The organism is Thioalkalivibrio sp. ALJ1, assembly GCF_000745395.1.
Classification (GTDB): Bacteria; Pseudomonadota; Gammaproteobacteria; order Ectothiorhodospirales; family Ectothiorhodospiraceae; genus Thioalkalivibrio.
Window position 1 is genome coordinate 705,915 of the sequence record NZ_KN050684.1, and the last position, 12,752, is coordinate 718,666.

The 12,752-nt window shown below is 63.6% G+C and carries 13 protein-coding genes; 3 read left to right on the forward strand and 10 right to left on the reverse strand.

Annotated elements, in window-relative coordinates; genetic code table 11:
• Position 1 precedes the first annotated feature (1 nt).
• On the forward strand, positions 2 to 985 hold the full coding sequence (locus tag F462_RS05615) for a dimethyl sulfoxide reductase anchor subunit family protein (protein WP_018142318.1): 984 nt from the start codon (positions 2 to 4) through the stop codon (positions 983 to 985).
• A 53-nt stretch (positions 986 to 1,038) separates the two neighbouring features.
• Here F462_RS05615 and F462_RS05620 read toward each other — a convergent pair whose 3' ends face one another.
• Positions 1,039 to 2,205 (reverse strand): hypothetical protein, encoded by a 1,167-nt coding sequence (locus F462_RS05620; RefSeq protein ID WP_018142319.1) that lies wholly within the window; start codon positions 2,203 to 2,205, stop codon positions 1,039 to 1,041.
• A gap of 151 nt (positions 2,206 to 2,356) precedes the next feature.
• Here F462_RS05620 and adk point away from each other — a divergent pair, with 151 nt between their 5' ends.
• Positions 2,357 to 3,013 (forward strand): adenylate kinase, encoded by a 657-nt coding sequence (adk, locus tag F462_RS05625; RefSeq protein ID WP_038052254.1) that lies wholly within the window; start codon positions 2,357 to 2,359, stop codon positions 3,011 to 3,013.
• 139 nt (positions 3,014 to 3,152) lie between these two features.
• On the opposite strand, the gene F462_RS05630 is transcribed toward adk, so the two are convergent.
• From F462_RS05630 to F462_RS05640, 3 genes are all read right to left on the reverse strand, one after another.
• Positions 3,153 to 4,361: a 6-phosphofructokinase gene (locus F462_RS05630; RefSeq protein WP_038052257.1), complete on the reverse strand. Its 1,209-nt coding sequence runs from the start codon at positions 4,359 to 4,361 to the stop codon at positions 3,153 to 3,155.
• A gap of 217 nt (positions 4,362 to 4,578) precedes the next feature.
• On the reverse strand, positions 4,579 to 5,451 hold the full coding sequence (locus tag F462_RS05635) for a dienelactone hydrolase family protein (RefSeq protein WP_038052260.1): 873 nt from the start codon (positions 5,449 to 5,451) through the stop codon (positions 4,579 to 4,581).
• A gap of 105 nt (positions 5,452 to 5,556) precedes the next feature.
• Positions 5,557 to 6,021 carry a tRNA (cytidine(34)-2'-O)-methyltransferase gene (locus F462_RS05640; RefSeq protein ID WP_038052262.1) on the reverse strand — a complete coding sequence of 155 codons (465 nt, stop codon included), beginning with the start codon at positions 6,019 to 6,021 and terminating at the stop codon, positions 5,557 to 5,559.
• Here F462_RS05640 and F462_RS05645 point away from each other — a divergent pair.
• Positions 6,020 to 7,012, forward strand: coding sequence for a dihydroorotate dehydrogenase (locus tag F462_RS05645; RefSeq protein WP_038052265.1), 993 nt, complete (start codon positions 6,020 to 6,022; stop codon positions 7,010 to 7,012). The genes F462_RS05640 and F462_RS05645 overlap by 2 nt on opposite strands.
• 254 nt (positions 7,013 to 7,266) lie before the next feature.
• Here the strand turns inward: F462_RS05645 and ntrC are convergent, their stop codons facing one another.
• The 6 genes from ntrC to F462_RS05675 form a co-directional block, all read right to left on the reverse strand.
• A complete protein-coding gene (gene ntrC, locus F462_RS05650; protein WP_038052268.1) occupies positions 7,267 to 8,703 on the reverse strand; it encodes a nitrogen regulation protein NR(I) in 1,437 nt (478 codons plus the stop codon).
• A complete protein-coding gene (gene glnL / locus F462_RS05655; RefSeq protein ID WP_038052269.1) occupies positions 8,703 to 9,803 on the reverse strand; it encodes a nitrogen regulation protein NR(II) in 1,101 nt (366 codons plus the stop codon). Before glnL ends, ntrC begins: the two co-directional genes overlap by 1 nt.
• A 182-nt stretch (positions 9,804 to 9,985) precedes the next feature.
• Positions 9,986 to 10,642, reverse strand: coding sequence for a DUF4124 domain-containing protein (locus F462_RS05660; protein WP_038052271.1), 657 nt, complete (start codon positions 10,640 to 10,642; stop codon positions 9,986 to 9,988).
• Positions 10,643 to 10,752: 110 nt separating this feature from the next.
• On the reverse strand, positions 10,753 to 11,607 hold the full coding sequence (locus F462_RS05665; RefSeq protein ID WP_038052272.1) for a protein kinase family protein: 855 nt from the start codon (positions 11,605 to 11,607) through the stop codon (positions 10,753 to 10,755).
• Positions 11,607 to 12,002 (reverse strand): DUF2782 domain-containing protein, encoded by a 396-nt coding sequence (locus tag F462_RS05670; RefSeq protein WP_038052274.1) that lies wholly within the window; start codon positions 12,000 to 12,002, stop codon positions 11,607 to 11,609. The genes F462_RS05665 and F462_RS05670 overlap by 1 nt, the downstream gene beginning before the upstream one ends.
• Positions 12,002 to 12,727 (reverse strand): LOG family protein, encoded by a 726-nt coding sequence (locus F462_RS05675; RefSeq protein ID WP_018142330.1) that lies wholly within the window; start codon positions 12,725 to 12,727, stop codon positions 12,002 to 12,004. Before F462_RS05675 ends, F462_RS05670 begins: the two co-directional genes overlap by 1 nt.
• Between the last annotated feature and the right edge of the window lie 25 nt (positions 12,728 to 12,752).

Here is a 12,752-nt window from a genome sequence, read left to right on the forward strand (position 1 = left end):
TATGCATCCTGCCTTCTCGGTTATTTTCCTCACCACCCTGATCGGGGCCGGCCAGGGCCTGTTCCTGGCGCTGTTTGGTGCCGAGGCCCTGGGCCTGCTGGGGGTGCTGCCGGCCCCCAGTTCCGAATTCCTGGCGCTGGGGTCCGTACTCGCCCTGGTATTCCTGGTGCTCGGCCTGGTCGCCTCGTTCTTCCACCTGGGGCGTCCGGAACGTGCCTGGCGCACGGCCACCAAGTGGCGCACCTCTTGGCTATCGCGCGAGGTGATTGTGCTGCCCGCATTCATGGGCCTCGTGTTCCTGTATGGGGCCGCCCACTGGTTCGGGGTCAACCCGGCCCTCGGCACACTGCCGGGTGAATACCCGATCCTGGCCACCATGCTGCTTGGGTCCCTCGGGGCACTACTCGCGGTCGTGCTGTATGTCACCACGGCGATGATCTACGCCTGCATCAAGTTCCTGCAGGAGTGGCACTCGCCACTGACCGTGGTCAACTACACGGTTCTCGGCGCCGCCTCCGGATTCACCCTGGCGGCCGCCTATTCGGCGTGGGCCGGCGTACCCCTGGTGACGTTCACGGCAACCATCGCGGTCGTTCTGACCCTGCTGGGACTGGCCACCCGGGTCGCGTCGCTCGTACGCAACTCGCGCATCAAGGCCAAATCCACCGTGCAAACCGCGATCGGCGTGAAGCATCCGAGGATCCAGCAGAAGTCCCAGGGCTTTATGGGCGGGTCGTTCAACACCCGGGAGTTCTTCCACCACATGTCGGCGGCGTTCCTGCGAGCCATGAAGTGGATCTTCCTGCTCGGGGCATTCGTGATTCCGGCTCTGCTGCTGGCCATCGTCCTCGTGACGCGCATCGACCCCGTCGGCGTCCTCATCGCCGCCTTCGTGATCCAGTATCTGGGATTGGTCGCGGAACGGTGGTTCTTCTTCGCTCAGGCGAATCATCCGCAAAACATCTATTACCAGTCAGTCGGCTGAAACCTTGCGAGGGGCGAATTCACTCGCCCCTCGTTACCAACCTTGCACCGCCTTCAGGCGGCCGACCAGTGGTCGGTGGCGATCCCTTCACCCAAGTCCACCTCGATCAGGCGACGGCGCACCTCCAGCAACTTCTCGACCAGGGCCGGCTCGACCCGCTCGTAGGCCTCGGCGTCCGGCTCCCGGTTTACCACCACGCCCAATAGCTCGGTGATCGCGTTGCCGATCGAGTTCTGGCTGATCGTGACGATCAGGCGGCCCTCATCGTTGCGATAGATAAGTTGCTTGAAGGCTGGCTGCCAACGGATCGCATGGGCGTACTTGGCGTCGGTAAAGCAGCGGTCACGCACCTTCTTCGCGGTCTTCAGGAAGTCGTTGTTGAACAGGAGCACTTCTTCCACAGCGTCAGGGAAATGTACGCCCTCGGGCATCGGCGCGTTGCGCGTGGAGACCTGAGAGAAAAAGGTGCGGTAGAAGTCGAGAAAACCCTGCAGGACCGCATCGTATTCACGCCAGAAGCGGATGTCCTTCAATGCGTCGACCCCACCCTGGATCTCCCAGCTTGGCAGGCCATGCGGATAGCCGGTCAGACCCAGACGCGCTTCGTGATCCGACGCCGGGCGGAGGATGCGCAGATCCAGCGCCCGGGTAAAGAACTCGCGATAGACATCGCGCATGTAGGCCTGAAACAGGCTGTGCTGGCCACCATCGGTCAGGTTGGGATTAGCCGTATCCGCCAGCGGTGCGTCGGCCAGTGTCGCCATCGGGAACACCATGAAGTGGTTGTGCAACATGCGGATGCTGGGTACACCTGGTGCGGTCAGCGGCCAGGTCGCGTCGAGACTCGCCTCCCCCGCCAGCACCAGGGCCTCGGCCGGGTCCGGGTACTGCTCCAGCATGTACTCGATGATCACCCCGTTCATGCGGTTCCAGACATGCCGTACCGGCTCCGGAACCTGGGTCCGCCGTACTGGGCGGCCCATCGGGTCGAGGATGGTCTGCGAGGTGTTGTAGATGATGGAACAGTCGAACTCGTTGCTATGCCCCAACGCCTTGCGATAGAGCAGCAGGTTCTCGGGGTTGACCAGCAGGCCGTTGTTATTGACCAGGTCGGCGAGGTTCTCGGTACTGTTGAAGAACTCGTTGGGCTTCATGCCCTCCGGGATATCCAGGGGGATGGGCCGAAACGGCGTGGTGATCTCGCGGGGGCCGGTTTGCATGACGGTTATTTGCTCCTTGCGGGCGGTGCGCCTCCGAGCACACAGGGCAGGGTTGTACCTACAACCACAATGCCTGTACTGTAACTTGCGCGGCTCAGGAGTGCCTGCCGCGACCATAGCACACCCATCCACTCCTCATAGGAGCGAGAGCATGCGATTGATTTTGTTGGGGGCGCCCGGCGCCGGAAAGGGCACGCAAGCCCAGTACATCTGCGAGAAGTACAACATCCCGCAGATCTCCACCGGCGACATGTTGCGCGCCGCAGTCAAGGCGGGCACCCCACTTGGCCTCAAGGCCAAAGAGGTCATGGATGCCGGCGGCCTGGTCTCCGATGACTTGATCCTGGGCCTGGTCAAGGAACGGGTGGAGCAGCCCGACTGCTGCGATACCGGCTTCCTGTTCGACGGCTTCCCGCGCACCATCCCGCAGGCCGAGGCCCTGAAGGACCAGGACGTACCGCTCGACTTTGTCGTGGAAGTGGACGTACCGGACGAAGAAGTGATCCGACGGATGAGCGGGCGGCGAGTGCACCCGGGCTCGGGGCGCACCTATCACGTCGAATTCAATCCGCCCAAGGTCGAGGGCAAGGACGATGTCACCGGCGAGGACCTGATCCAGCGCGAGGACGACAACGAGGAAACGGTGCGCAAGCGCCTCGAGGCATACCACAGCCAAACCCAGCCGCTGGTGGACTTCTACGCCAAGTGGTCGGAAAGCGGTGACGCCGCAGCGCCGAAATGCGTGCATATCAAGGGCACGGGGTCGGTGGAAGACATCCGCGACCAGATCTTCAACGCCCTGGGCTGAACCCACGCCGGGGGACGCTGAAAGGCGCCGCCCTGGAAGCAATCAGGCCCGCCCGGAAAACCGGGCGGGCCTGTTGCGTTACGGGTACTGCGTTACAGGGTCAGCCGTACCAGCCGACCTGTCTCCTGCCGTTACTGCGCTAGCGACCCAGCACCTTGGTTACCTTGTTCTGTCGCAGACGGTAGGCATCCGGCATACCGGAACCCAGCAGGGGCCGCAGGTACATGCGGAAGGCATCGGTAACATCGGTGCCAGAGGAATCGATAAACTCGTCCGGCATCACCTTGGTCTTGCCCGCCACGGCCTCCAGTGGGACGTATTCGTAGTCCACCGAGTAAAAGCCGGTGCGTTTGATCGCCACCGAGCCGTCCCGGCCTTCCCACATCGCGAACTGCACGGCCTTCTCGCCCACCTCACGGGCCTCGCGCTGGTCGACGTCCGACACGCAGCCAATGAACGCCCGCTGCAGATAACCGAAGGTATCCCCGCGCACGCGTTTCACGCCGAGCTTGTCGCGGATCTCGCCACACAGCATGTCGGCCAGGGCACCGGTACCCGAGAGCTGCACATTGCCGTGCGCGTCCTTCTCCACATCCTTGGCCAGTTTGGTCGCGATGGGTTCGTCGTTGGCATCGTGGATGCCTTCACTGACCGCAATCACGCAACGGCCGTAGCGGTCCATGGTCGCCTTCACATCCTGCAGGAAGCGATCCACCTCAAACACGCGCTCCGGCACGTAGATCAGGTGGGGACCATCGTCCGGGAATTTTTTGCCAAGTGCGGAGGCCGCGGTCAGGAACCCCGCATGACGCCCCATGACCACGGCCAGATAAATACCCGGCAGGGCGTAATTGTCCAGGTTGGCCCCAATGAACGACTGGGCCACGAAACGCGCCGCCGACGGGAAGCCCGGCGTATGGTCATTCTCGACCAGGTCGTTGTCGATGGTCTTCGGAATATGCACGCAGCGCATCGGATAGTTGGCCTTGCGGGCCTCCTCGCTCACGATCCGCACCGTGTCGGAGGAATCGTTCCCTCCGATGTAGAAGAAGTAGGTAATCTCGTGGGCCTTGAGAACCTTGAAGATCTCCTTGCAGTAGTCCAGGTCCGGCTTGTCGCGCGTGGACCCCAGGGCGGACGAGGGCGTTTGCGCGACCATCTCCAAGTTATGGGTGGTCTCCTGGGTCAGGTCCAGGAATTCCTCGTCGATGATCCCACGGACTCCGTGGAAGGCCCCGTAGACCAGTTCGACATCGGTGAATTTCCGGGCCTCGAGGACCGCACCCACCATGGATTGATTGATTACCGCCGTCGGGCCTCCACCCTGGGCGATCAGAACCTTGGCCATCTTCGTCCTCCTTTTGCGACTTGCGTGCGAACAATCGGTGAACCGGCCGCGCAACGACCGGGGCATCTCGATGCAACAATGCCCGAAGATAGCAAATTCCGCACCCCAAGTACGGAATTGTTTAATTTTATTATCATAAACTTATTTAATGTCGCGAAGCCTGGCGGTCCTCCCTGCATAAGCGTCAGTTGTGCCCCGGCAGGGGGCAATGCAGAACTCAGTCGCGCAGGTGCTGATTGACGAAGTGCGTGACCCGAATCATCGCGTCGCGCGAGGCGAGGTCATCGGCGAAGGTGCGGTTATTGCCGTTGCGGAAGTCGAAGCCACGACCCACACCGGGGTATTCGATCCAGGTGACATCACCGCCGCGGCTCTCCAGTCCATCCGCGGCCATGCGCGCGGTGCGGTGACGCTGGTACTGCTCCTCGTCGCCGATCAGGATCATCATCGGGATCTCGAGCTGATTGACCTCGTTTGCGTATCGGTACACCTGGTGCGGCTCGCCAAGATTCGGGTCCTGCAGGTGCGGGTAGTAGCCGGCCCAGCAGGCGACATCCTCGACCTGGCGCTCGAAGGTGACGGCGACCTTCAGGGTCTTGTAGCCGCCACGGGTGATGGAGACCAGGCAGGCACGGTCACCCGCGATGTCGTCACGCGCCAGCAGGACATCCAGTCCGGTGTTCAGATCGCCTTCCAACTCGTAGTCATGATCCAGCGGGTGGCTCTCCATGAAGCGGCCGGTGTACAGGTCCGGGGCCAGCACCACGAACCCGCGGGCCGCCAGGCGCTTCACGTGCAGCTCGGCCAGGTCATCCAGTCCGCGCCGGCCGTGGGTCCAGAGGATGGCGGGATAAGCCTCGCCATCGGCCGGGCGCGCCACCATCGCCGGAATCCCGATGCCGTCGCGCTCGTACTCGATACGCTCGATGTTGACCTCGTGGTTTTCCAGGTCGGAATACATCTGGCCGTCTTCCCACCAGTCGTCGTCCCACCACCAGTTGTCGGAACCGGTGGGCTCATCGGCGGCCAGTGGGGCGGCGATCAGGGTCGTGGCAGCAATCAGGCAGAACGAGCGAAGGACGTAGAACATGGAATGAACCTCGTGCGGGGTATCGGGCCGTTCCAATGAGAGACGGCGAGAGACAGGGCTTTCTTCCGAGGGTAGAACAATCCTGCAAGGCGTGCCCGGGACGGGTCAGGCCCCGCCCGGAAACCCTTGCTGGCGCCAGGCCTCGTAGACCACGACGGCCACCGCGTTGGAAAGGTTCAGGCTCCGGCTGCCCTCGCGCATGGGCAGGCGCAGGCACTGTTCCTGCGGGAGCCCAGCCAGCACGGCGTCCGGCAAGCCGCGGGTCTCCGGCCCGAACAACAGGGCATCGCCATCGCGGAAGGACGGGGCATCAAAGCGCACCTGCCCACGTGTGGTGATTGCGAAGATCCGGCAGGGCTGTACCGATTCCCGCCACTGTTCGAGGCTGTCATACTCTTGCACCCGGGCCAGCTCGTGATAGTCGAGTCCGGCGCGGCGCGCCCGCGCGCTGTCCAGCTCGAAACCGAGCGGATGGATCAGATGGAGCGCCGCCCCGGTGTTGGCCGCCAGACGAATAATATTACCCGTGTTCGGCGGGATTTCCGGTTCATAAAGGACGATGTGAAGCATGATTGATTCGCGCACCGATCCGCGGCTGGCCCTGGAGCTCTGCGGTCTGCATTTGAACACGCCGCTGGTGCTGCTGTCCGGCTGCGTCGGCTTCGGCGAGGAGTACACACGGGTGGCCGGCTTCTCCAACCGTGACGCCGGCGCCATCTGCCTGAAGGGCACGACCGGTCAGGCCCGGCTGGGGAACGCACCGCACCGGGTCTACGAAACCCCGGACGGCATGCTCAACGCGATCGGCCTGCAAAACCCGGGCGTTGATCACGTGGTGGACCAGACCCTGCCACAGCTGGATTTCGAAGAGACCCGGTTCTTCGCCAATGTGTCCGGTTCCACCATTGAGGAGTACATCGAGGTGACCCGGCGCTTCGACGACTCGCCGATTGATGCTATCGAGATCAACATCTCCTGCCCCAATGTGAGGGAAGGCGGGGTCGCCTTTGGCAACGACCCGGACATGTCGGCACGAGTGGTCGAGGCCTGCCGCGCGGTGACGTCCAAGCCCATCATCACCAAGCTGTCCCCGAACCAGACCGACATCGCGGAGAATGCGCGACGCTGTATCGAGGCAGGCACCGATGCCTTCGCGGTAATCAACACGCTGATGGGGATGGCAGTGGATGTGGAGAACCGCCGCGCCTTGATCGGCAACAACCAGGGCGGGCTATCGGGTCCCGCGATCAAGCCGATCGCGCTTTTGAAGGTGCAGCAGGTCTACCAGGTCGCCGCCCCGCACAACGTGCCGATCATCGGGCAGGGCGGCGTCATGAACGCGACCGATGCCCTGGAATTCCTGATCGCCGGCGCCAGCACCGTGGGTGTAGGGACGGGACTTTTCTACGACGCGTTATGTCTGCCCAAGATTCTGCACGGCATCAGCGATTACATGGACCGCCACGGCTACACCCACGTACGCGACCTGACCGGCACCCTGGAGCTCAACGGTGCCATCTCCGCCTGCGCCCCACCCGCGCCGCAGGACCCCACCACCTGAAGGCCTTTTTCACCACGAAGCACACGAAGGCACGAAGAAGGGCCAGGTCAAAAGCGATAGAGCATTAACAGGAAGATGGGAAGGACGGAAGAACGCGGGAATGTTGCCCCTGGACTGATCAACCCGCCGGGCAGGCCCCAGGACAGGGGCCAGCGGCCTTTAGCCAAAAACCCTTCCCTTCTTCCCTTCTTCCTGTGAACCGTTTTTGACCTGGCCCTTCTTCGTGCCTTCGTGTGCTTCGTGGTGGAATCAACCTAGTGGTCGTCGAGGCCGAGTTCATGGATCTTGCGGGTCAGGGTGTTGCGCCCCCAGCCGAGCAGGGCCGCGGCCTGCTGGCGATGGCCGCCGGTGGCGTTCAGGGCCTCGCGGATTACGGTACGCTCAAGCTGTGGCAGGACCGAGCCGAGCAGGTCGTGGTCGCCGCGCTGCCAGTGCTGGCGCGCGACCTGGGCCAGCTCCGCCGTCCAGTCCCTCGGCCCGGCGGCAACGCTGGCCGGGGCACTGCCCGAGTCAGCGCGGGTCTCGGTTTCGTGATGCAGCTCGGCAGGCAGGTCGTCCAGATGGACCTCACGACCGGACGCCATGACCGTTAACCAACGGCAGGTGTTCTCCAACTGACGGACATTGCCTGGCCAGGGCAGACGCTGCAGTTCCGCGACGACCTCGGGCCGCATGGTCTTGGACTCCACCCCCAGCTCCTGCGCAACCTCGGCCATAAAGTACTGCACCAACAACGGGATGTCCTCTGGGCGCTCACGCAGCGAGGGCACATGGATTCGGATTACGTTCAGGCGGTGAAACAAGTCCTCGCGGAATAGCCCGGCACGTACCCGTTCCTCCAGGTCCTGATGGGTCGCGGCGATGATGCGAACATCCACCCGGAGTGGAGTGTGCCCGCCGACTCGATAAAACGTCCCGTCGGACAGGACGCGCAGGAGCCGAGTCTGCAGGTCGAAGGGCATGTCGCCGATCTCGTCGAGAAACAGCGTGCCGCCATCGGCCTGTTCGAAGCGTCCCTTGCGGCTCTGGTTGGCTCCAGTGAACGCCCCGCGTTCGTGCCCGAAGAGTTCACTCTCCAGTAGATCCTTGGGGATGGCCGCCGTGTTCAGGGCAATCAGCGGCTGATCGGCACGCGGGCTGTGCTGGTGCAGGGCCCGCGCGACCAGCTCCTTGCCGGTACCGGATTCGCCGTTGATCAACACAGTAATGTTGCTGCGAGATAGCCGACCGATCGCGCGGAACATCTCCTGCATCGCCGGCGCTTCACCGATGATCGGGGCTTCCTCGATCTCAGGTCCGCTGGCGCCATTCTCCTGCCCGGCGCGACGCGCCTCGAGTGCGCGCTGCACCAGGGCCACGGCCTCGTCCACATCGAACGGCTTGGGGAGGTATTCGAAGGCCCCGGTCTGATAGGCCCCAACCGCACTTTCCAGATCGGAGAAGGCGGTCATGATGATGACCGGCGGCGGATCCGGGCGGGTCTGCATGCGTGCGAGGAAATCCAGACCGTTCAGCCCCGGCATGCGGATATCCGCCACAATGGTATCCGGCATCGGGTCGTGGTCCAGAGCCGCCCAGGCGGCATCCGCAGTCTCGAAACCACGTACCGCGATGTCCTGACGCTGCAGGGCTCGCTCCAACACCCAGCGAATCGAATCGTCGTCGTCGATGATCCAGACAGTCGGATCCATCAGCCTCTGCCCTCCTGGGCCTTCGGGGAGTCGATCGGAAGAAGAATGTCGAACGAGGTCGCACCGGGCCGCGAGCGGCACTCGATCAGTCCGTCATGCAGCTGGATCAGACTCTGGGCGATCGGCAATCCCAGTCCGGTACCAGCCGCGCGCCCGGTGACCATCGGAAAGAAGATGCGCTCGCGGATGTCCTCGGGGATGCCCGGGCCGTTGTCGCAAACACTGAGCCTGGCCACCAGGCGGTGACGTTTCCCGGAGATCGTGTATTGACGCAGGATGCTCGAACGCAGGGTGATTTCGCCACCATCCTCCAACGCATGCACTGCGTTCTGCACCAGATTCAGGATCGCCTGCACCAGCATGTCGCGGTCCGCCTGCACATCCGGGATGCTGGGGTCATAGTGGCCGCGGATCTTCAATCCCAGCGGCAGCTGCACGCTGACCAGGCCCCGCACGTGCTCCAACACCTCGTGCAGATTGACCGCCTCGCGTCGGGGAAGATTGTTCGGCCCCAGCATGCGATCGACCAGACTGCGCAAGCGGTCAGCCTCGCGGATGATGATCTGGGTATATTCCTTGAGGCCCGAGTCGTCCAGCTCGCTTGCGAGTAACTGTGCCGCGCCGCGCAACCCACCCAGCGGGTTCTTGATCTCGTGGGCCAGGCCGCGGGTCACCGCGCGCGTAATGGCTTGCTGCTTCTGCAACTGTTCCTCGCGGCTGATGCGCTCGTGCCGGTCGATCGCATTGAGCTCGAACAAGAGCTGACCCGGCCGTTCACTGATGCCGCCGTGCAACGGCGTAATGATTACATCGGCTAGAAAACGATCGGCGCGCAGGGGCTCCATCTGACGGGCGCGCAAGGTGATAGGCTGATCCAGAGTCAATGCCGAGCTCAGGCGCGAGGACAAGTTTCGGTCCAGCTTGAGCCACTGCCCCAGCGGGTGCCCGATGATGCGTTCGCGGCTGAGCCCGAGCAGAACCTCCGCAGCACTGTTCATACTGAGCAGGCAAAGGTCCGCATCCGTGACCAGGACGGCCGTGGAGAGATCGTCCCACCACCGAGGCGCGGTCGAGTCGAGATTAGCGGAGGACGTGTTCATTAAAGGGCCTCAAGCAGGAATCGCGCCAAGGACGAATCGTCTAGCGAAGCGCCGAAGCCGGGGACCGCACTAAAGAAACCTGCCGAGTCCCGGCCGCCTCAGAATCAAAAAGCCCTATGTTGGTGCAATAGTAGCACCAACATAGGGCTTAAGTCGCACTACTTAGGTGCGCGCATGCCGGGTCAGTTTGGACCAGGCGCCACCGGCTGAGGGGCACGAGGCGCCTGCGGAGCCTGGGGAGCTTGCGGCGCGCCACCCGAGGGGAACTGCTGGGGACGTTGCTGCTGCTGCTGGCTGCGGGGAATGGCCATTCGCAGCACGTTAAACTCAATCGTGTCGCTGACACCCAATTCGTTACCGGATTCGTCCACGATCCGAGCCTGCAAGGAGTAGGCACCGCGGTTCAGGCCCTCGAAGGTCGCACTGGCCGACGCCCCCTCACCGGCCGCCTCACCATCGAGCAACCACACGACACGGTGGCCGGCCTCAGTATCCAGCCCAGGTTCCAGGTCCAGTTCGGCGGTCACGTTGCCATCGTTAGCCCGCACAGCCTGGCCGTCTTCCGGGCGCGAGATTACGACCCGTTGATAATCACCCTCCGCCTCAGGCTGACCTCGCGGCCGAACCGGGCGCTCAAGGATCTCGCGCGCGCCCTCCAGCGGAACCGCGCGCATGGGCTCGCGGACGTCAACGGACTCGCTTGCACTCCCCTCGGGCGGCCGGTCGCCAAAGTGCACGTTGCCTTGGTCGTCGGTCCAGCGATAGACATCGGCACTCAGGAGCGCCGGGAGCAGCAGGGCAGCCACCGGTAAGGCCAGCAGGGTAAAGAAGCGGAACATGGACTTTCCTCCGTGTAGCGACGGCTCCGTGGACCCGTCTCCAGGGTATGGCCGGCGACCGGAACCCCGGTCTGATCCGTATCCAGCTGCCGAGGGCGACCTGCCCCGAGTCAGGCCGCTGCGCGAATCCATACGCCTTGCAGACGAGCGGCCTCGGCCTGCAAGTTCGCGAGTCGATCCCGCTCCCTGTCACCACCAGAACCGCCCTCGAGTGCAGCAAGCCAGTCATCCAGGGCCGCCAGGCGCAGCATCGTGGGGGCCGCCCCGCGCTCAATAGCCGTCAGAGGGCGTCGCCCGTTGTACCCATCTAGCAGCGCGCGATAACGCGTGGCGTCCGGCCGACCTTCGGCATCGACGGCCACCGCCAGGGCGATGCGTGCCAGCTGCCAGAATGCCGGCACCGGTGCCGGGGGAACCACCAGATCTGCGAGTCCGGCTCCTTCTGGGTAGACCCGAACAGACCGCCAATAGCTCCCGGCCAAGGGCAGATCCTCGAACCGATAAAGTCCCTGATGGTGCAACTCGGCATCCAGGACCGCGCGCGTGCCATCGTCGAGCGTAGCCACGAGGGCATCCGCCCGCTCGCGCATCTGCTGCTGCAACACGCCGCGGCGGTATCCCTCGCCAGCTGGCAGGACGGCAGCGGTGTGACGGCCTTGCCAATCGGCCGCCCGCTCGCCCAGCGCCTCGATACTCCCGGGGCCTTCGTCTGCGACCGCGTCTTGCAGGGACCGACCTCGCTCAAGCACCAGGACGGTCTGCTGCTGGGCCTCGTCGATCCCTCGACCCACGACGCGTCCGCAGCCAACCGGCACCTCGGCGAGCGCCTTTTCGAGCGCTGGCGCCGCAGCGTCCGACAGACGCAGACACTGCACCGGCCGGCCTTCAAGTTCAGCACCCTCGGGACCAACACTTAGTATCAGACGGGTGAGCGCGCTGCACGCCTGGATCTCGAAATCATTCATTACCATCGGAAAATCACCCAGGACGGGGGTATAAAGTTGGGGTCAAGCTCGTTACGACGACCATCAAGAGTGCCGTCGCCCGTGGTGTCGATCAGATAGTAGGTCGGACCCACCGCCGGGGTGACCTCGACCATCACGAGTTCGCCGCCCACGCGATATTCACGCCGAGTTTCACCATCGCGTTCAATGATGATGATGTCAGCGTCCTCCAGCGAGCGCTGCTCGCGGGCACGTTCATCCAGAACCGGCGGCGGCGGATCGGCCCCCTCTTCCAGTTCCGGCGGCGGCGGGGCGTCATCCCACTCGCGGTCTTGCTGCGCCGACACCGACCCAAACGCCAGCATAAGGCTGGCGCTCAACGTCAGGGACAGGGTCATGCGAGACAGGGGCATCATCACAGCTCCATCAGTCGTTTCTTTTCTTCCGCAGAAGGCTCGAAGCTGCGGGCCTCGTAGTATTCAAAGATCACGTCCACCACGTCTTCCGGGGAATCTACCAGCGAGTATAGCTGCAGGTCCTCCTGGTCGATGGTGCCCTGCTCCACAAGGGTGTCCTGGAACCAGTCCAGCAACCCCTTCCAGAACTCGCTCCCGACCAGCACGATCGGGATCCGGCGCGTCTTGCCGGTTTGCACGAGGGTCAGGATCTCCGCCATCTCGTCCAGGGTGCCAAACCCCCCGGGCAGTACCACGTAAGCGGATGCGTACTTGACGAACATCACCTTGCGCGAGAAGAAGTGGCGAAACCCCAGGCCGATGTCCTGATAATCGTTCGCACTCTGCTCGTGTGGCAACTGGATGTTCAGGCCGATGCTGGGCGATCGGCCGGCGAAGGCCCCCTTGTTTGCCGCCTCCATGATGCCGGGTCCGCCACCACTGACCACTGCGAATCCGGCATCCGACAGTTGGCGCGCGACGGTCTCGCCCAGCTGATAGTAGCGGTGCTCCGGCGGAAAACGGGCCGAGCCGAAAATGCTTACGGACGGCTTGATATGCGCGAGGCGCTCAAAGCCCTCCACAAACTCCGCCATGATCTGAAAGATCTTCCAGCTTTCTCGGGTCAGGGCGGAGTCATCGATCGGGCGCAGGCCCGGGTGTTCGGCACGTTCGCGGTTATTCATCCAGGGGTCTCGGTGGGCTTTGAGC

What these genes read in the sequence shown, in the direction of transcription:
- F462_RS05670 (WP_038052274.1), bottom strand. Translation starts at nt 12,002, where the DNA reads ATGATGCCCCTGTCTCGCATGACCCTGTCCCTGACGTTGAGCGCCAGC.
- F462_RS05675 (WP_018142330.1), bottom strand. Translation starts at nt 12,727, where the DNA reads ATGAATAACCGCGAACGTGCCGAACACCCGGGCCTGCGCCCGATCGAT.
- F462_RS05640 (WP_038052262.1), bottom strand. Translation starts at nt 6,021, where the DNA reads ATGCTTCACATCGTCCTTTATGAACCGGAAATCCCGCCGAACACGGGT.
- glnL (WP_038052269.1), bottom strand. Translation starts at nt 9,803, where the DNA reads ATGAACACGTCCTCCGCTAATCTCGACTCGACCGCGCCTCGGTGGTGG.
- F462_RS05635 (WP_038052260.1), bottom strand. Translation starts at nt 5,451, where the DNA reads ATGTTCTACGTCCTTCGCTCGTTCTGCCTGATTGCTGCCACGACCCTG.
- F462_RS05615 (WP_018142318.1), top strand. Translation starts at nt 2, where the DNA reads ATGCATCCTGCCTTCTCGGTTATTTTCCTCACCACCCTGATCGGGGCC.
- F462_RS05645 (WP_038052265.1), top strand. Translation starts at nt 6,020, where the DNA reads ATGATTGATTCGCGCACCGATCCGCGGCTGGCCCTGGAGCTCTGCGGT.
- F462_RS05660 (WP_038052271.1), bottom strand. Translation starts at nt 10,642, where the DNA reads ATGTTCCGCTTCTTTACCCTGCTGGCCTTACCGGTGGCTGCCCTGCTG.
- F462_RS05665 (WP_038052272.1), bottom strand. Translation starts at nt 11,607, where the DNA reads ATGAATGATTTCGAGATCCAGGCGTGCAGCGCGCTCACCCGTCTGATA.
- F462_RS05620 (WP_018142319.1), bottom strand. Translation starts at nt 2,205, where the DNA reads ATGCAAACCGGCCCCCGCGAGATCACCACGCCGTTTCGGCCCATCCCC.
- adk (WP_038052254.1), top strand. Translation starts at nt 2,357, where the DNA reads ATGCGATTGATTTTGTTGGGGGCGCCCGGCGCCGGAAAGGGCACGCAA.
- F462_RS05630 (WP_038052257.1), bottom strand. Translation starts at nt 4,361, where the DNA reads ATGGCCAAGGTTCTGATCGCCCAGGGTGGAGGCCCGACGGCGGTAATC.
- ntrC (WP_038052268.1), bottom strand. Translation starts at nt 8,703, where the DNA reads ATGGATCCGACTGTCTGGATCATCGACGACGACGATTCGATTCGCTGG.